Source organism: Bradyrhizobium sp. 63_E2_N1_3 (assembly GCF_052076005.1).
GTDB lineage: Bacteria > Pseudomonadota > Alphaproteobacteria > Rhizobiales > Xanthobacteraceae > Bradyrhizobium > Bradyrhizobium barranii.
In genome coordinates this window covers 1,486,128-1,503,582 of the sequence record NZ_CP197235.1, presented here as the reverse complement: position 1 = coordinate 1,503,582, position 17,455 = coordinate 1,486,128, and the positions used below count along the sequence as shown (strand labels likewise).

Here is a 17,455-nt window from a genome sequence, read left to right as displayed (position 1 = left end):
AATGGGAGACCGATTATGCGCGAGAAGATCGCATCCGTCAGCCCTCAGGACCCATTGATGAAGTTTCGTGCGATCTCGATGGCGCCAAAGCTGCCGAGATCGTCGTGCCCGCCGCCGGGAATGCGGACGAACTGCTTCGGCTCGCGGGCCAGCGCAAACAATTTCTCGCCGAATGCGATCGGGATGGTCTGGTCCTGCGCGCCATGCATGATCAGGAGCGGAGCCGTGACGCGTGCGATGCGCTCATCCGAGTGGAAGGGGTCGCGGATCAGGAGGCGAACCGGAGCGAACCAGAAATGCGCGGCGGCGACGTCGGCGATCGACGAATAGGGCGCCTCGAGGATCAGCTTCCCGACCGGATGTTCGGAGGCGACGGCGACCGCAACGCCGGTCCCGAGCGAGAAGCCCCAGGCGACGAGGCGCCGGGCGTCATAGCGCGCCACCGCGAACGCGTACGCGGCCGCGCCATCGCGCAGCAGGCCATCTTCGCCCGGTGCGCCGCTGGAGCCCGAATAGCCGCGATAGGACAGCGCGACGAGACCGGTGCCGTCAGCCGTGATCGCCTTGAAGTGGCCGGCAAGGCCGGCCAGAGAATCGCCGTTGCCGTGGAAGAACAGCACCACGGCACGGCCAGGCTTTGGCGGCACGTGCCAGACGATGACCTTCTCGCCGTCAGACGTCGTCAGGACATGCTCTTCGGCGTCTGGAAGTCCCGCGGCGGCAGGCGCCGTGCGCTCGGCCGTCGGAATCGGAAACAGCATGGCGCGCTGTTTGGCAAACAACAGGACGAGACCGGCGAGGTAGCCGGCCGCGAGGATGGTGGCGGTCCATTTCAGGAATGTCATCGCGGCCCGCCATTCCGGAGTTCAGGATTTGCGGCGGCTCGTGAGCAGTTTGAGAACGTCCGGCCGGATGCTCAAGGGAATCTCGCGGCAGCCGCACGCCGCCGCATGGGCAACGTGCCACGCGACACGCTGCTCGCGCGTCGCCTTCGGTGGCATGCGATGGGACCGGTGCCACTCCTTGTTCAGGGCCACGGTCCGCTCGCCTTCCCGCCCTACATCGCCTTGACGATGTTCTCGGTGACCTTCTTGGCGTCGCCGAGCAGCATCATGGTGTTGTCGCGATAGAACAGCGGATTGTCGATACCGGCATAGCCCGAGGCGAGCGAGCGCTTGATGAACATGACGGTGCCGGCCTTCCAGACCTGGAGGACGGGCATGCCGTAGATCGGCGAGGTCTTGTCCTCTTCGGCCGCCGGGTTGGTGACGTCGTTGGCGCCAATCACGAAGGCGATGTCGGCCTGCGCGAATTCGGAGTTGATGTCCTCGAGCTCGAACACCTCGTCGTAGGGGACGTTGGCCTCGGCGAGCAGCACGTTCATGTGGCCGGGCATGCGGCCCGCGACCGGATGAATGGCGTACTTCACCTCGACGCCTTCCTTCTTCAGGATGTCGCCCATTTCGCGCAGCGCGTGCTGGGCCTGCGCCACCGCCATGCCGTAGCCGGGCACGATGATGACCTTCTGCGCATTCTTCATGATGAAGGCGGCGTCGTCGGCCGAGCCGAGCTTGGCGGGCTTCTGCTCGCCGCCGCCAGCGCCGGCCGCGGCGGTCTCGCCGCCAAAGCCACCGAGGATGACCGAGATGAAGGACCGGTTCATCGCGTGGCACATGATGTAGGACAGGATCGCACCCGACGAGCCGACCAGCGCGCCGGTGATGATCAGCGCGGAATTGCCCAGCGTGAAGCCGATGCCGGCCGCAGCCCAGCCGGAATAGGAGTTCAGCATCGAGATCACGACCGGCATGTCGGCGCCGCCGATCGGGATGATCATGAGCACGCCGAGCGCCAGCGCGATGATGACGATCAGCCAAAAGTCGAGCGCGCTGCCCGACATCACCAACCCGACGATGAAGACGACGAGCGCGATCGCGAGCGCGATGTTGATGACGTGGCGGAACGGCAGGATGATCGGCGCGCCGCTCATGCGCGCGGACAGCTTCAGGAACGCGATCACCGAGCCGGTGAAGGTCAGCGCGCCGATGGCGACGCCGAGCGACATCTCGACCAGGCTCTGCGGATGGATGTTGCCGGGCGTGCCGATGTCGAAGGCTTCCGGCGCGTAGAACGCGCCGGCGGCGACCAGCACCGCGGCCATGCCGACCAGCGAGTGGAAGGCGGCGACCAGTTCCGGCATCGAGGTCATCGGCACGCGGCGGGCGATCACCGCGCCGATGCCGCCGCCGATCGCGATACCGACGATGACGAGCACCCAGGCGAGGCCGTCTGCCGGCGGATGGTTGGCGAGCGTGGTGGCGACCGCGATCGCCATGCCGATCATGCCGAACAGATTGCCCTGGCGCGACGAAGCCGGGCTCGACAGCCCGCGCAGCGACAGGATGAACAGCACTCCCGCCACGAGATACAAAAATGCAGAGAGGTTGGCGCTCATCTCAGGTCCCCATTGATCCCTTCAGCCCGAGGTGGCCGCTTACTTCGACTTCTTCTTGTACATCGCCAGCATCCGCTGGGTGACAAGGAAGCCGCCGAAGATGTTGATGCAGGCGAAGATCAGAGCGACGAAGCCGAAGGCGCGTGCCCAGCCCGAGCCGCTCGAGACATTGGCGACGCCGCCGGCGAGGAGCGCGCCGACCACGATCACCGAGGAGATTGCGTTGGTCACGCTCATCAGCGGCGTGTGCAGCGCCGGCGTCACCGACCACACCACGAAATAACCGACGAAGACGGCAAGGACGAAAATCGACAGCCGGAAGACGAAGGGGTCGACGACCTGTGCAACATGCTCCATGGCGGCTCTCCTAAGCTTTCGGCTGGAAGTTCGGGTGAATCACGGCGCCGTCCTTGGTGAGCGCCGTCGCCTTCACGAGTTCGTCGTCCCAATTGACGGCAAGAGCCTTGCTGCCCTTGTCGACCAGGGTCTCGATGAAATTGAACAGGTTGCGCGCGTAGAGGCTGGAGGCGGACGCCGCGACGCGGCCGGCAACGTTGGTGTAGCCGACGATCTTGATGCCATCGACATCGGCGACCTCGCCCGGCCTCGCGCCTTCGACATTGCCGCCGCGCTCGACGGCGAGATCGACCAGCACCGAACCCGGCTTCATCGACTTGACCATGTCGGCCGAAACGAGCTTCGGCGCCGGCCGGCCCGGAATCAGCGCCGTCGTGATCACGATGTCCTGCTTCTTGATGTGTTCGGCGGTGAGCGCGGCCTGCTTGGCCTGGTATTCCTTGGACATTTCCTTGGCGTAGCCGCCGGCGGTCTGCGCGTTCTTGAACTCCTCGTCCTCGACGGCGAGGAATTTTGCGCCGAGCGATTCCACCTGCTCTTTCGTCGCGGGCCGCACGTCGGTCGCGGTGACGATGGCGCCGAGACGGCGCGCGGTCGCGATCGCCTGGAGGCCGGCAACGCCGACGCCCATCACGAACACCTTTGCGGCGGGCACGGTGCCGGCGGCAGTCATCATCATCGGGAAGGCGCGGCCGAAGGCCTCGGCCCCCTCGATCACGGCGCGGTAGCCGGCAAGGTTCGCCTGAGACGACAGCACGTCCATCACCTGCGCACGGGTGATGCGCGGCATCAGTTCCATCGCGAAGGCGGAGACGCCGGAATCGGCGATCGTCTTCAGCGCGGCCTCGTTGCCGTAGGGGTCCATGATGGCGATGACGAGCGCACCGCGCTTGTACTGCGCGAGCTCGGAGGCTTCGGGACGCTTCACCTTGATGATGATGTCGGCGTCCTTCAGCGCATCGGCGCTGACGGTGGCGCCCACGGCGGTGAATTCGGAATCCGGCAGGCCCGATTTGAGGCCGGCGCCCGGCTCGACGGCGATCTCGGCGCCCAACGCCTTGAACTTCTTCACCGTATCAGGCGAAGCGGCGACACGCGGCTCCGACGGATCGATTTCCTTGGCAACGGCGATCTTCATAGGCCCTCCGGCGACGCGGGACAGCGCGCGCGCAAACTTAAGCGTTACTCCCGCAGCGTTCGATACCGGTTTTGGGACCGGCTTGGATGCAAATTTTGTAGGCGGCAGCTGCTGCTGACGTGTGCAGCTGCCGATAGGTCAGGTCAGGAAGATCGCCATCAGGATCACGATGAGCGCGACCGAGGCCGTGCCGTACTTCACCAGCTTGATGAAGCCCTCATAGGTCTGCTCGTGGGCAACGTAGTCGTTGCCGTCGGCGGTGGTGTACGCCACTTCGCTATGGTCAGCCATGTATTGTCCCCAGTCGAAAGTCGAATTCTTGGGCTGGGATACCGCAAACCTTCGGGCAGGGCAACGGCACCGATGGCCGGTTTTCGGGCAAATCAGGTGATTTGGAATTCCGATTGCCGGGAATCCGGCTGTCGCGCTGCTCAGCCCTGATCGATCATCGTGGCGGTGACGCTCGCGGTTTGCCGCCGAGGTACCGGAAGACCGAGCGCCTCGCGGACCGCGTCGATCGCCGGCTCGCCCGCTTCAGTGAATCGGGCCATATGCGGATCGACGCCGGACCCGACCGCGACCGGATTGTCACCGGACAGGAAACCGTGCGCCATGTGGAAGCCCAGCGCGCGGTAGACCTCGAACTGCTCCTCCGAGAAGAACTGGTCACCCGTGGTCTCGTGCGGGAAGCGGTCGTTTCGCCGCGCGTAGTCCCGGATGTAGTCGTTCTCGTCGCCATTGAGCGACGATTTGACGTAAACGAGATAACCCTGCTCGTCGCCTCCGTAGTCGATGGTGCCGATCGCGACGTGGACGTGGTCTCGCGCAATGTCGTCGCGCTCGTCGGCCGCGCCGGGATCACCCGCCTTGTCGGCATTGCGCGCCATCAGCGCACGCGTGCGCTCGCGAATCGGCGTCCATGGCAGGTCGATGCGGACGCCGAGATCGATGCGGGCGTAACGCTGTAACGTCATCAGGGAACCGAAATTCATCGGCGCATCGGCTTCCGCATCGACCGCGATGATCACCTTGCAGCGGCGGCGCAACAGCTCGTAGACGCCGAGATTCTCGATATGACCGCCGTCCGTCAGATAGACGCTGTCGCTGTTCTCGTACAGGCGCCCCGAGATCTCCGACCAGAAATAGATCGGCGTGGAGCGGCGCTGCGGCCGGACACGCTCATCGACGTAACGCGGGTTCTTCAGCCAATAGCCGAGCCGGACGTTGAGGAGCGCAAGCGTGGGCGTCAGCGCCTTGATCGAGCTCGAACCCATGTTCGAGGAGGCCGCGGCTCCGGAAATCGCCATTGCGGTGGCGAGATCGAGACTTTGCTCGTCGTCCTGCACCAGATCGGTGGGCGCATAGCCCGTCGCCTCGCTGCCGACGTTCAGGGCGGAGAACACGAAGAAGTCCGCGTTGCGTCCGCGCCGGTTGGCAAAGTCGGAGCCCTGAATATTCAGCGCCGTATTGATGAGCTGATAGGGCGCGTGCAGCTTCGGCGCAGCCGGCTGCCCTGGAATCCGGGCCGTCGCGGCCGGAGCGGCGTAGAGATCCGTCAGCTTCATGCGATCGAGCGCCTTGAAATCGCGCCCCTGGTCGAGACTGGCTTCGGCGGGCGCGACGCGCCCGTCGGCCGAACGCGTCGGATCGAACAGGAAGGCCTTGCTCAGGCGATCGCGATAGAGCCGGTGCAACGAGTTCGCATTCGGCGTCAGGCAGAACGAGATGGCGAACAGCAGGGCGCCGGCGAACGTGTAGAGGATCACCATGTGCAGGCTGTAGGAGTAGGCGAGCTCCGAAGCATTGCCCTGGAACAGGCTGGGAAAACGAACCTGAACCACCTGCCCCGCTTTCTGAGCCAGGAACAGGAGCCAGGCGGGCGTGTGCCAGATCGGCGTCAACTGCTCGGCATCTGCCACGACCTGCGGTGCGGCTTTCGGCGTGATTTCCGCCGACAAGGTCCCCTTGCTGACATCGAACTGAATCCTGCCTGCGAGGCTTCCGGACGGCGCGTTCGATTTGGCATTGACCAGGCACTCTCGCTGGGAGGTTGCGCCCATAACGGACGGGCACCTCTCGAACAGATCGTTGGCGATGCCCCAATAGGATAGATAGAGGTATGCGACCCAGATGACGAGCGGAAGCGCAAGGCCCGCGATCCATAGCGCGACCTTGGCCACGACCGCGAGCACAAGCGAACCCCATTGCGAGGATGCGCTGTTGCCCTTCAGCAATTCCACGAATTGCTGCCTGAACGCGGTGACGAAGACACCGATTGGCGCAGCCACTGCCGCGAGCGACTTGATCCAGGTGATCGCAACCGCAGCAGCCGGTCCACCGATTGCGCTGCTCTCGGCGACATCGAACATCTGCTCCAGCATGAAGGGTTGAAACTCGAAGAAGGCGATCACCGCCAGCAGCACCAGGAAGGTCGCGCCCATGCTCGGCCAGTGCGAACGGAACTCCTGCCGCTTGCCGGGGCTCGCGAGCGACTGCTTGAGCGCCCATCCGAAAAACAGGACGCCCCCGATGATTGCGATCGACAGGCTCAACGCAAAATGCTGGACCTTGAGAAACCGGGCGAAGTCGCACGCGACGCCCAGCAACAATGCGATCCCGCCAATATAGGCGAACACGACGCTGGGACCGCTGCCGCGGACGGAGCGGGAGGTGAAATAGGCGAGCCCGCTGCAAGCGAACATCACGAGCGCGACGACCAGGCCGAATGTGCTGAAACCGTAACGATCGATGTCGCTGAAATCATGCAGCTCGCACAACGACCTGTTGTTGAGACTGATGCCGAAGATGTTCGCATCCGTCAGGCAGCTCCGCAGCGGCGTTGACCAGATGGTGATGGCGGCAAGCAGCAGCACGATGGGCAACGTCAACCCGATATTGGCGACCAGTCCCCGCACGACGATCGCAACTCCGGTCAGGAGATCGCGGGCACCGGCGGGGATCAGATAGTTGGAATAGTTGCGCAGGTGTCCGACCGACGGCGTATCGCTGATCTCGGCGGACGTGACGGTTCCGCCGGCGGGTCTCTCGCCGAACACAAAGCGCCGTGCGGTCGTCATGGTGGCGCTGAGCGAGGTGCCGATATAGCCGCCGCCCGACACCGTGGAGAGATAGTCGATCCGGCCGATCAGGTTGTGGTGGTTCAGTGCCTGGAGCACGCCGAGGCAAACGGCCGACGAGCGAATGCCACCGCCGGACAACGCAAGTCCGACGACGTCGAGCAACTGGCAGGGTTGCAGGCCGTCGGCGTCGAGGCGCCGTTCCGGCTCGCGGCGGGTGTTGATCGCCTCGATCTCATCGCAAACGATCTGATGGTGCTTCTCGCACCAGGGCGTTTCCTGATCGACGGCGGCAGCATTTCTCGCCATCGGAACCGGCGTGGCGGGCCCTTGATGGAGCATGGGTGCCTCCCCAGGGAGAAACCGATCAATCCACAATCAATAGTAGAAAATCATTTCCGAGTATCTGTTGAGTTAGTCTTGCGGGCCGCGCGAACGTTCAATCGCACGTAGCAAATCGCCGGCCTCCGCCGCGAAGGTCGCCCACGCCCACGGATGGAACTGGGGGCCGCAAAAAAACCTGCGGCACCCGCATTCCGTGCGCCCGGAAGGAACTCGCGCTTCGCCTCAGCCCATCGCCTCGAGCTCGTCGATCATCCCGGCGATGACCGAGAGACCGCCGTCCCAGAATTTGGGATCCTTGGCATCGAGCCCGAACGGCCGCAGCAGCTCGGAATAATGCTTGGTGCCGCCGGCGGCGAGCATGTCGAGGTAGCGCTCGGCAAAGCCCTCGGCCGCATTCTCGTAGACGGCGTAGAGCGAGTTCACGAGACAATCACCGAAGGCATAGGCGTAGACGTAGAACGGCGAGTGGATGAAGTGCGGGATGTACATCCAGTAGTTCTCGTAGCCCGCCTTGATCTCGATCGCCGGCCCGAGGCTCTCGCCCTGCACCGACAGCCAGATCTCACCGAGCCGCGTCGCGGTGAGCTCGCCGTTCTTGCGCTCGGTGTGGACCGCGCGCTCGAACGAATAGAACGCGATCTGCCGCACCACCGTGTTGATCATGTCCTCGACCTTGCCGGCGAGCAGCGCCTGGCGCTGCCGGGCGCTCTTGGTCTGCGCCAGCAACCGCCGGAAGGTCAGCATCTCGCCGAACACGCTCGCGGTCTCGGCCAGCGTCAGCGGCGTCGGCGCCATCAGCGCGCCGTTCTTCGCGGCCAGCACCTGGTGCACGCCATGGCCGAGCTCATGCGCGAGCGTCATCACGTCGCGCGGCTTGCCCTGGTAGTTCATCAGCACGTAAGGATGCGCCGACGGCGTGGTCGGATGTGAGAACGCGCCCGGCGCCTTGCCGGGGCGAACCGGCGCGTCGATCCAGCGATCGGTGAAGAAGCGCTCGGCGATCTCGGCCATTTTGGGCGAGAAGCCGCGATAGGCCGTCAGCACCATGTTGCGCGCATCGGGCCAGCCGATGACGTCGGTCGCGGCGAACGGCAGCGGCGCGTTGCGGTCCCAATAAGCCAGCCGCTTCTTGCCGAACCACTTCGCCTTCAACGCATAATAGCGATGCGACAGCTTTGGATAGGCCGCGCGCACCGAGGCGACCAGCGCGTCCACCACCTCGCGCTCGACGCGATTGCTCAGATGCCGAGAATCCGCGACGTCCTTGAACCCACGCCAATTGTCGGAGATGTCCTTGTCCTTGGCGAGCGTGTTGGTGATCAGCGCAAAGGTGCGCTCATTGGCCTTGAAGGTCTTTGTCAACGCTTCGGCCGCAGCCTTGCGCTTTGTGCCGTCACGGTCCTGCAGGAAATTGAGCGTCGGCTCGATCGCGAGCTCTTTGGCGCCGACCTTGAAGCGCAGGCCGGAGATGGTCTGGTCGAACAGCCGGTTGAAGGCGGAATAGCCGGTCTGCGACTTCTCGAGGAAGAGCTGCTCGAGCTTGTCGTCGAGCTGGTACGGCTTCTCCTTGCGCAGATCCTCGATCCAAGGACGGTAATACGCGAGCTCGGCGGCCTGCATCGCGCGGTTCAAAATATCGTCATCGACGCGGTTGAGCTCGAGCGCGAAGAACAAGAGATGCGTGGACGCCGCCGTTAGCCGCTCGGAGACATCGCCGTAAAACTTTGAAATCGTGGGATCAACGCTGTCGCCGGCATGGACGAGACCGGCATAGGAGCCGAGACGGCCGGCGAGATCGTCGATCGCCTCATAGCGTCGCACCGCCTCGGCGAGCCATTTTCCGCCATCTTCGTTTGCTGTCCCTGTAGCGAGCTTGCCCTTGTAGTCGGTCTCGAACGCGACGCAATCGGCGTCCATCCTTTCGAGATCGCGCGCCACTTCCGGCGCATCGATCCCGGAATAGAGGTCGGCGAGGTTCCACTCCGGAAGCCTGCCGGTCTTGCCCGCAGGCTTTGCGGGCAAAGATTTGGAGGACTTTGCCTTGGCGGCGGATTTCCTGGTGCTTGGCTTGCGGAGAGCGGGCTTGCTGGAGGCAGATTTCTTGAGAGCAGATTTGGAGCGCGAATTCATTGTGTGGGAAACCTGTGTTCAACAAGCGCGACGGCGGGCGGGGGCATCAAGGTTTAAGAGTGCGTTAATCGGCTTCGGCCAGAGTGACCCGATTCGAGACAGATAGTAGTAGCGTGCGGGGAACACCATGGCTGCCTGTATTTTGATCGCCGACGACGACGCAGTAGCCCGCCGGCTGGTCGAGAACATGGTGCAGAAATGCGGCTATGAGACGGTCGTCGTGGACTCCGGCGACGCCGCGATCGCCGCCCTCACCGCCCCCGATGCACCGGCGATCGACGCCGTCATCCTCGATCTCGTGATGCCCGGCCTCGACGGCATGGGCGTGCTGGCGAAAATCCGCGAGGCCGGCCTCGGCGTCCCCGTCATCGTGCAGACCGCCCATGGCGGCATCGACAACGTGATCTCGGCGATGCGCGCGGGCGCGGCCGATTTCGTCGTCAAGCCGGTTGGCTTGGAGCGGCTCCAGGTCTCTCTGCGCAACGCACTCAATGCCTCCGCGCTCAAGGGCGAGTTGCAGCGTATCCGTCACAGCCGCGAGGGCCGGCTGACTTTCTCCGACATCATCACCCGCGCCGAGGCGATGGCGGCCGTGATGCGTGCCGCGCAGAAGGCCGCGGGCTCGTCGATCCCAGTGCTGATCGAGGGCGAGTCCGGCGTCGGCAAGGAGATGTTCGCACGCGCCATCCATGGCAGCGGCGAGCGCAAGGCTAAGCCGTTCGTCGCGGTCAATTGCGGTGCGATCCCCGACAATTTGGTCGAGTCGATCCTGTTCGGTCACGAGAAGGGCGCCTTCACCGGCGCCACCGAACGGCACACCGGCAAGTTCGTCGAGGCTCATGGCGGCACGCTGTTCCTGGACGAGGTCAGCGAGCTGCCGCTCACCGCGCAGGTCAAGCTGCTGCGCGCACTTCAGGAAGGCGCGGTCGAAGCGGTCGGCGGACGCAAGCCGTTGAAGGTCGACGTCCGGATCATCTCCGCGACCAACCGCAGGCTGCTGGAGCGGGTGAAGCAGGGCCATTTCCGCGAAGATCTGTTCTATCGCCTCCACGTGCTGCCGCTGACGATCCCCTCGCTGCGGGCGCGGCGTGAGGACATCCCGTATCTGCTCCGGCATTTCCTGGCGCGCTTTGCCGCCGAGGAGAATCGCCTCATCACCGGCATCAGCGGCGAGGCCGTCGCGCACCTCGCCCAGCTCGACTGGCCCGGCAACATCCGCCAGCTCGAAAACGCGGTCTACCGCGCGGTGGTGATGAGCGAGGGCGACCAGCTCGACCTTGCCGACTTCCCCCTGCTCACCTCGCAGCCGCATCTCGAGACCGACATCCCGACCGCGCCGCTGATGCTCGAGCCGATCGCGGCGCCCTCGGTGGTGTCGGGTGGTGAAATACCGATCGCGCCGCTGCCGCTGGCGGGCACCCTTTCCATGCTGACCCCCACCGGCGACGTCCGCCCGCTGGAGGACATGGAGAGCGAGATCATCCGTTTCGCGATCTCGCATTATCGGGGGCAGATGTCCGAGGTCGCCCGCCGCCTCAAAATCGGCCGGTCCACGCTCTACCGCAAGCTCGACGAAGCCGGGGTTCCCGGACATGGCGGCAAAAGCGGTGAGGAGACGCCCTGAGCCTCATGCGAACGGAGGTTCGCCTGGCGTTGCGATGACGCCGCAAGCCCTTCGCATTACGGCAAAATCCGGCTGCGACGTGAACCGTGACTTGGAAGTGACAGACACATGGAAAAGCGTCTGCCAAAGCCGCACAATCCGTTGCAAACGGGCTTTCTTGAAGTCAGTTTGTCGTGAGTTGTCCCGGGTAGCGCTGGCCGCCCAAACGGGGCCTGTATATCGTCTGCGTAGGATTCGTTCGTCCGCGTATGAATCGTTGCGTGCAGGCGTGCAACTTTCGAGCGGCCGGCGCAGTTTAGCCCGAAGCTCATTAGGCGATAATGAAGCTGTTCCACGAGGGACAGTTCACCCGAGGGGTGCGACACAATGCGTGACTGTTTGAACCACCGTGCGGGCTTTGACCGCGTCTTGATGACGGTCGCGGCGACCTTCCTCACGGTATCGGCCAGCTCGGCCCTGGCGCAGGATCAGGCGCGCAGCAGCGCCGCCGAACTCGCGATCGAAGCCGCGATCCCGCGCCCCGAGCCCGCCAACGTCCCGCCCCCGACCGCATCCGACATCAAGCTCGACACCACCGCGACGGTTCAGGATTCCGCAAAGGAGCCGGCCAAGGAACCGGTGAAGGCCGAAGCCGCACCGGCTCCCGACAAGGTCGAGACCAAACCTTCCGACGTCGCCACCACGCCTGCAGCTGAGGCGCCGAAGAACGAAACCGCCAAGACCGAGCCTGCCAAATCCGAACCGGCAAAGGCCGACACCGCGACGGCAACGCCGGCCGCGCCTGCGGCCCCCGCTGCGGCTCCGGCCGCCGAGCCGGTGAAGGCCGCGAGCAACGTTCCCGCCGCCGACCAGCCGGTCGCCGACAAGCTCAAGGACATCATCGGCGCCAAGACCTCGCGCCATTTCGACCGCAAGAACGAGCGCGCCGCGATCGAGAAGTTTTACGGTGCACGCGACTTCGCGCCGGTCTGGACCCAGGCCGGCAGCCTGACCGCCGCGGCCAAGGGCGTGATCGCGCGGCTGAAGGATGCGGCCTCCGATGGTCTCAATCCCGCCGACTATCCGGTGCCGGATTTCGCCGCCGCCACGACGCCCGATGCGCTCGCCGATGCCGAGCTGAAGCTCACCGCCAGCATGTTCGACTATGCGCGCCAGGCCCAGAGCGGCCGCATGCACTGGTCGCAGGTCAGCGGCGACATCCTCTATCCCGAGCATCCGGTCGATTCGAGCGAGGTGCTCGCCAAGGTCACGACCGCAGCCGACGCCTCCGCAGCGCTCGACAGCTACAACCCGCCGCAGAAGCTCTACAAGGAGCTGAAGGCCAAGCTCGCCGAGCTGCGCGGCCAGGGCAGCGGCCCGGTGATCGAGATCGGCGACGGTCCGGCGCTGAAATACACCCCGGCCGGCAAGAAGCAGGCTGAAATCGTCGTCGAAGATCCGCGCGTGCCGCAGCTCCGCGCCAAGCTCGGCCTCCCCGAGAACGCCGGCGACACCCGCTATGACGCCACCGTCGCCGAAGCCGTGCGCAAATTCCAGAATAGCGCCGAGATGAAGGTAACAGGCATCCTCGACGACAAGACCGTCAAGGCGATCAACACGCCGAAGCGCGACAAGCAGATCGACGTTGTGCTGGTGAACATGGAGCGCTGGCGCTGGCTGCCGCGCGACCTCGGCGTCCCCTCGCTGGGCGATGCCTATGTCATCCTCAATATTCCTGACTACACACTGAAGGTGATGCAGCGTGGCCAGCAGGTCTGGACCACTCGCGTCGTCACCGGCAAGCCGGGCACGCATGCGACCCCGCTGCTCACCGAGACGATGAAGTACATCACGGTCAATCCGACCTGGAACGTGCCGCCGTCGATCGTCTACAACGAATACCTGCCGGCGCTTCAGCAGGACCCGACCGTGCTCCAGCGCATGGGCCTCAAGCTCGAGCAGAACCGCGACGGCTCCGTGCACATCTCGCAGCCGCCCGGTGAAGCCAACGCGCTCGGCCGCATCCGCTTCAACTTCCCGAACAAGTTCCTGGTCTATCAGCACGACACGCCGGACAAGAACCTGTTCGCCAGGGACGATCGCGCCTTCAGCCATGGCTGCATGCGCGTGCAGAACCCGGATCAGTACGCCTCCGTTCTGCTCAACATCGCCATGCCGAACGAGAAGTACACGCCGGAGCGCGTGCGCAGCATGTACGGCAAGAGCGAGATCGACCTGAAATTCCCGACGCCGATCCCGGTCAACATCACCTACCAGACCGCGTTCGTGGACGATGGCGGCAAGCTGCAAATCCGCAAGGACGTCTATGGCCGTGATGCGACCATGATCAACATCCTGAAGAACGGCCGCGGCAAGGACCTCGAGAACGTCGTTGCTCACTCCCAGCCGAGCTATTCACGCCCGGCGACGACGCTGCCCTCGGGCGTGGCGATTGCCAACAATGGCGGCGGCTTCGGCTCGTCGGGTCCGAACTTCTTCGAGCGGCTGTTCGGGGCGCCGACCCCGCCGCCGGCTCCGGTCGGCCGCCGGCCGCAGCAGCAGCGGGTGTTTACCCGCTGAGGCCTCCCCGATCGGTCTTTGTCGGAAATTCTCTAGTAAGATCAGCGACCTCATCCCCCTGGATGGGGTCGCTTAACGTTAACCATTCTCCACCCGAACTCCGGCAGCGGGCGTTTTTTTGCCACACTGAACCGCTTAGGTTCGTATTCTGACTTGGTTTGGGGTCGAGAAGGTCAACCTCGAATTAACCTTCTCGCTTTAAGAAAGCGTTCATCCTCTTTCGCGCGCTAACGGGGTTGCCGGGAGAGTCCATTTTGAACGCTCGTCGACTGGGTGGGCTCATTCGTGCTGACAGGTTTCGCACGCAAATTCGCAGTGCTGTCGTTGTCCCATGCGGGAGTGAAGGCCGGATCCCGGATCGGCCTCGCTTCCGCACTGCTGCTTGCTGCCGCGGGCTCGGTCCATGACGCCGCCGCGCTGAACGAGACCAAGACGCTCTCGTTCCACCACACCCATTCCGGCGAAGACCTCACCGTCACCTTCAAGCGCGATGGCCGCTTCGACGAGGCCGCGCTGAAGCAGCTCAACCACTTCCTGCGCGACTGGCGGACCCAGGACGAGACGGTCATGGACCGTCGCCTGTTCGACATCCTCTGGGAAGTCTATCGCGACGTCGACGGCAAGCAGCCGATCCAAATCATTTCCTCCTACCGCTCCCCCGCCACCAACGCGATGCTCCGCCGCCGCTCCTCCGGCGTGGCGCGCTTCAGCCAGCACATGCTGGGGCATGCGATGGACTTCCACATTCCGGGCGTGCCGCTGGAGCAGATCCGCTTCGCCGGCCTGCGCCTGCAGCGCGGCGGCGTCGGCTTCTATCCGACCTCCGGCTCGCCCTTCGTCCATCTGGATACCGGCAGCATCCGGCACTGGCCGCGCATGACGCATGACCAGCTCGCCCGCGTGTTCCCGGATGGCCGCACGGTCCACGTTCCGACCGACGGCACGCCGCTGAAGGGCTATGAGCTGGCCAAGGCCGACATCGAGCGCCGCGGCACCGGCGACGATTCCGGCAGCAAGCCGAGTTTCTTTGCCGCTCTGTTCAAGAGCAAGTCGGCTCCCGCCGCCACGAGCAGCGACGAGGATGACGAGGGCGCGCCCGCCCCGGCCGCGAAGTCTGTTGCGCCGACCGTGGTTGCCGCCGCGGCCAAGCCGGCCGATCCGGTGCCGACACCGCGCGCCAAGCCGCAGATCGCCGCTGCGATCCAGCTCGCTTCGGCCGATGCGCAGCTCGTTGCACCGCCCAAGCCGAAGCCCGCGCCCGTGGCTGACAAGCCTGCGGCCGGCAAGCCGGAGACCCCGGCCGACATCATCAATGCCCGCGGCTTCTGGGATGCCCCTGCGACCCCGCAGCAGGCGACGCCAGCTCAAGTGGCGGCGTTGAAGGCCCGCCAGGCGCTCGCCGCCGCCACCGAGCCGCAAGCAACCGCGTCCGTCTCCAGCGCGGCCTATCAGGCGCTGGCCTATGCGCCGGCGTCCGCCTCCCCGGTCGACCGCGCCAACGTCGTCGCCGCCTCCGCGCTGGTCCCGCGCACAGGCCGCCCCGTTGCCACGACGCGCGGCCTTGCGCCCGCGACCGAGATCAACACGGTGGTCGGCAAGAGCATCGACGGCAGGATCGCAACCGCGACCCGCCTCTCCGCCGCCAGGGGCGAAAGCATCTGGCTCAAGATCGTGATGCTGTCGCCGAGCGCCAGCCGCGCGATGTCGGTGACGTTGATGGGCGAGCTGGATACCGTTGCCCTGCGCGGCTATTTCGTCAAACCGCAGGCCGTGATCGCGATGGGCTTTGCCGACGATCCGATGCAGGGCCTGTCCTGCGATAGCTTTACGGGCAGTGCGACCGCGAAGCTCGAGACGACGTCGTTCGTCATGCGCACCGCGGCGCTGCGCTGAGATCTTTCCCCTCACGCCGTTCGGTAGTCCCGCAAGCCGGGATGAAGCGCAGCGCAATCCTGGGGCACGACAGCGCCACACGCTCAAGTGTCGTCCCGGCCTGGTGCGCATCCGCACTAAGGGAGATTCCCCCACTTCCAACGGGTAATCCACCCGGTATCGCTACGCATTCCAAACGCGCATTGTGGCAATGCGCCCAGAACGGACGCGATGACAAAGTCCGAGGACGCGATTGCGTTTGCCTTGGTGTTCCGCGTTTCCGCAGCGGCGCCGCATCTCAAGGGAAGTCGCCACAGCGAAGTAGGAGCATGCGATGTCAGTTCCATGCAAGTCTGAGCTCAGCCTTCTGAACCACGACGAGCGCGAAGTCATATTGAGTACGCACCATCCCGTGGTCGGAGAGATGGAGCGCGATGGACTTGAGAGCCTTCGCGCCCGACTTCGGGATCTGCGCGACAGGGAGCGTACATTGTCGCGGCATCGACGCCGCGAAACAAAGGGAACAGCCGACCCGCGCGGCAAGAGTTTCTCCGGCACGGCAGAGCATGCAAACCGGCGCCAATCGGTTTTCGCTGCCGCCATCAAGCGCGTCAAGAACGAGCTGAGGCGCATCCGGAAGTTTGAAGCACGACGGGAGCTCGGGGAAGCGGCGCGACGGGCGTTAGCACTCCGTCGGGCGCGTCAGTTTTCTCGCCCGCAGACGACCCCAACTTCGCATGACGGCATGCGGTCCATCCCAAGCCGTCGCCGGCTCAAGAAACTCCCACCGGAAAAAATCGGAAGAGTCTCGCAGGCCAACAAGCGGGCGCAGGCCCGACGAGACGCCAAACGCGGACGCGGCAATTGAGACCGAGACCGACAATCTTGCGGATCGAGGCTGCGTGCCGGACCGGCGCAATGGCGTCCTCGCCACTTCCAAGACTACAGTGTCGAAGCCTGCAGCTTCTATCTCGCTTTCCTGACCCGCCGATCCAGATGATATGTCAACGCCAGCGAGAGGCAGACGGTGAGCTCCTGCTTCGGCAGCGCGCCGGATAGGGGCAACAGCAAAGCCCTGGTCTGCCGATATTCGAACTCATCGGGAAAGCGCTCGCGAAAGGTATCGATCAACGTCGTCTTGCAGTTGAACAGGATGGCGGCGCGCTCGGAGTCCTTCAGGCGGCCGAGCCGGATCGTGCTGCCGCTGCCGGTCTCATCGGTCAGGTAAGCCGGCTCGCCCCATTTCAGCGTTTCGGTGAGCTTGCCGACATCGTGATGTGCCGCAGCGGTCGCGAAGATCAGCTCACGTACCTGGAGCAACCGCTTGCCGATCGGCGCCGGAAGAGCGCCGAAGGCACGGCTCACCTCGCGCGGCAGCGGCGGCGCAGTCACAGCGGTCTCCGTTCACAAACGAAGTGCAACACGCCACGCTTGTAGCCCGGATGGAGCGAAAGCGTAATCCGGGGAATGCTTCCATACTGCGAGAACCCGGATTTCGCTGCGCTCCATCCGGGCTACGGCAGCAGTGCTAGAGGCGCATCGCCTCAGAGCATTCCCAGCGCCTGCATGTAGGTCTCGAGGATGGTCTCGGCCTCGGCGCGCTCGTTCGGGTCCTGCTTGCGCATGCGCACGATGGTGCGCAGCGCCTTGACGTCGTAGCCATTGCCCTTGCTCTCGGCATAGACGTCGCGGATGTCGTCGGAGATCGCCTTCTTCTCTTCCTCCAGCCGCTCGATGCGCTCGATGATGGATTTGAGCTGGTCCTTGGCAAATTTCGTCGCGGGCTCGTCGTCGCGGACGGCGGCGGAGGTGGCCATCTTGGTACTCCCAATGGAACTGGCAAAACGAGGTGACGCCGGCATCCTCACCGCGCGTGCTGGTTGACCCTTAGGGTTCGC

12 protein-coding genes are annotated in these 17,455 nt (G+C 64.7%); 3 read left to right on the top strand and 9 right to left on the bottom strand.

The genetic code is table 11. From position 1 onward, the window contains the following. Positions 1-44 precede the first annotated feature (44 nt). The 7 genes from AB7531_RS06940 to AB7531_RS06910 all read right to left on the bottom strand — a co-directional run bounded on the left by AB7531_RS06940 (position 45) and on the right by AB7531_RS06910 (position 9,502). On the bottom strand, positions 45-845 hold the full coding sequence (locus tag AB7531_RS06940; protein WP_135216416.1) for an alpha/beta hydrolase: 801 nt from the start codon (positions 843-845) through the stop codon (positions 45-47). 212 nt (positions 846-1,057) lie between these two features. Then, positions 1,058-2,455: an NAD(P)(+) transhydrogenase (Re/Si-specific) subunit beta gene (locus tag AB7531_RS06935; RefSeq protein WP_063981117.1), complete on the bottom strand. Its 1,398-nt coding sequence runs from the start codon at positions 2,453-2,455 to the stop codon at positions 1,058-1,060. Between the two features lie 39 nt (positions 2,456-2,494). Further along, entirely contained in the window at positions 2,495-2,812 is a 318-nt protein-coding gene (locus tag AB7531_RS06930; RefSeq protein WP_063981116.1) for a proton-translocating transhydrogenase family protein, read from the bottom strand. A gap of 10 nt (positions 2,813-2,822) precedes the next feature. Beyond that, positions 2,823-3,950, bottom strand: a complete 1,128-nt coding sequence (locus AB7531_RS06925) for a Re/Si-specific NAD(P)(+) transhydrogenase subunit alpha (RefSeq protein WP_063981115.1) — start codon at positions 3,948-3,950, stop codon at positions 2,823-2,825. Between the two features lie 138 nt (positions 3,951-4,088). Further along, a complete protein-coding gene (locus AB7531_RS06920) occupies positions 4,089-4,241 on the bottom strand; it encodes an aa3-type cytochrome c oxidase subunit IV (protein WP_008136857.1) in 153 nt (50 codons plus the stop codon). Positions 4,242-4,381: 140 nt separating this feature from the next. Continuing rightward, positions 4,382-7,369 carry a cell division protein gene (locus AB7531_RS06915; protein WP_063981114.1) on the bottom strand — a complete coding sequence of 996 codons (2,988 nt, stop codon included), beginning with the start codon at positions 7,367-7,369 and terminating at the stop codon, positions 4,382-4,384. 225 nt (positions 7,370-7,594) lie between these two features. Beyond that, the gene (locus AB7531_RS06910; RefSeq protein WP_063981113.1) at positions 7,595-9,502 is read right to left on the bottom strand and encodes a M3 family oligoendopeptidase; all 1,908 of its coding nucleotides are present in this window, start codon (positions 9,500-9,502) and stop codon (positions 7,595-7,597) included. Positions 9,503-9,629: 127 nt separating this feature from the next. Between AB7531_RS06910 and AB7531_RS06905 the strand changes: the two genes are divergently transcribed. The 3 genes from AB7531_RS06905 to AB7531_RS06895 all read left to right on the top strand — a co-directional run bounded on the left by AB7531_RS06905 (position 9,630) and on the right by AB7531_RS06895 (position 15,578). Next, complete coding sequence (locus AB7531_RS06905) at positions 9,630-11,126, top strand: sigma-54-dependent transcriptional regulator (protein ID WP_063981112.1); 1,497 nt, start codon at positions 9,630-9,632, stop codon at positions 11,124-11,126. Between the two features lie 366 nt (positions 11,127-11,492). Further along, complete coding sequence (locus AB7531_RS06900; RefSeq protein ID WP_063981111.1) at positions 11,493-13,685, top strand: L,D-transpeptidase family protein; 2,193 nt, start codon at positions 11,493-11,495, stop codon at positions 13,683-13,685. Between the two features lie 285 nt (positions 13,686-13,970). Continuing rightward, the gene (locus AB7531_RS06895) at positions 13,971-15,578 is read left to right on the top strand and encodes a DUF882 domain-containing protein (protein ID WP_283017559.1); all 1,608 of its coding nucleotides are present in this window, start codon (positions 13,971-13,973) and stop codon (positions 15,576-15,578) included. Between the two features lie 945 nt (positions 15,579-16,523). Here the strand turns inward: AB7531_RS06895 and AB7531_RS06890 are convergent. Together AB7531_RS06890 and AB7531_RS06885 are read right to left on the bottom strand one after the other, a co-directional pair. Beyond that, positions 16,524-16,949: a hypothetical protein gene (locus AB7531_RS06890; RefSeq protein WP_063981109.1), complete on the bottom strand. Its 426-nt coding sequence runs from the start codon at positions 16,947-16,949 to the stop codon at positions 16,524-16,526. A gap of 152 nt (positions 16,950-17,101) precedes the next feature. Beyond that, on the bottom strand, positions 17,102-17,374 hold the full coding sequence (locus AB7531_RS06885) for a DUF2312 domain-containing protein (RefSeq protein ID WP_014492426.1): 273 nt from the start codon (positions 17,372-17,374) through the stop codon (positions 17,102-17,104). Positions 17,375-17,455 lie beyond the last annotated feature (81 nt).

What these genes read in the sequence shown, in the direction of transcription:
- AB7531_RS06940 (WP_135216416.1), bottom strand. Translation starts at nt 845, where the DNA reads ATGACATTCCTGAAATGGACCGCCACCATCCTCGCGGCCGGCTACCTC.
- AB7531_RS06935 (WP_063981117.1), bottom strand. Translation starts at nt 2,455, where the DNA reads ATGAGCGCCAACCTCTCTGCATTTTTGTATCTCGTGGCGGGAGTGCTG.
- AB7531_RS06930 (WP_063981116.1), bottom strand. Translation starts at nt 2,812, where the DNA reads ATGGAGCATGTTGCACAGGTCGTCGACCCCTTCGTCTTCCGGCTGTCG.
- AB7531_RS06925 (WP_063981115.1), bottom strand. Translation starts at nt 3,950, where the DNA reads ATGAAGATCGCCGTTGCCAAGGAAATCGATCCGTCGGAGCCGCGTGTC.
- AB7531_RS06920 (WP_008136857.1), bottom strand. Translation starts at nt 4,241, where the DNA reads ATGGCTGACCATAGCGAAGTGGCGTACACCACCGCCGACGGCAACGAC.
- AB7531_RS06915 (WP_063981114.1), bottom strand. Translation starts at nt 7,369, where the DNA reads ATGCTCCATCAAGGGCCCGCCACGCCGGTTCCGATGGCGAGAAATGCT.
- AB7531_RS06910 (WP_063981113.1), bottom strand. Translation starts at nt 9,502, where the DNA reads ATGAATTCGCGCTCCAAATCTGCTCTCAAGAAATCTGCCTCCAGCAAG.
- AB7531_RS06905 (WP_063981112.1), top strand. Translation starts at nt 9,630, where the DNA reads ATGGCTGCCTGTATTTTGATCGCCGACGACGACGCAGTAGCCCGCCGG.
- AB7531_RS06900 (WP_063981111.1), top strand. Translation starts at nt 11,493, where the DNA reads ATGCGTGACTGTTTGAACCACCGTGCGGGCTTTGACCGCGTCTTGATG.
- AB7531_RS06885 (WP_014492426.1), bottom strand. Translation starts at nt 17,374, where the DNA reads ATGGCCACCTCCGCCGCCGTCCGCGACGACGAGCCCGCGACGAAATTT.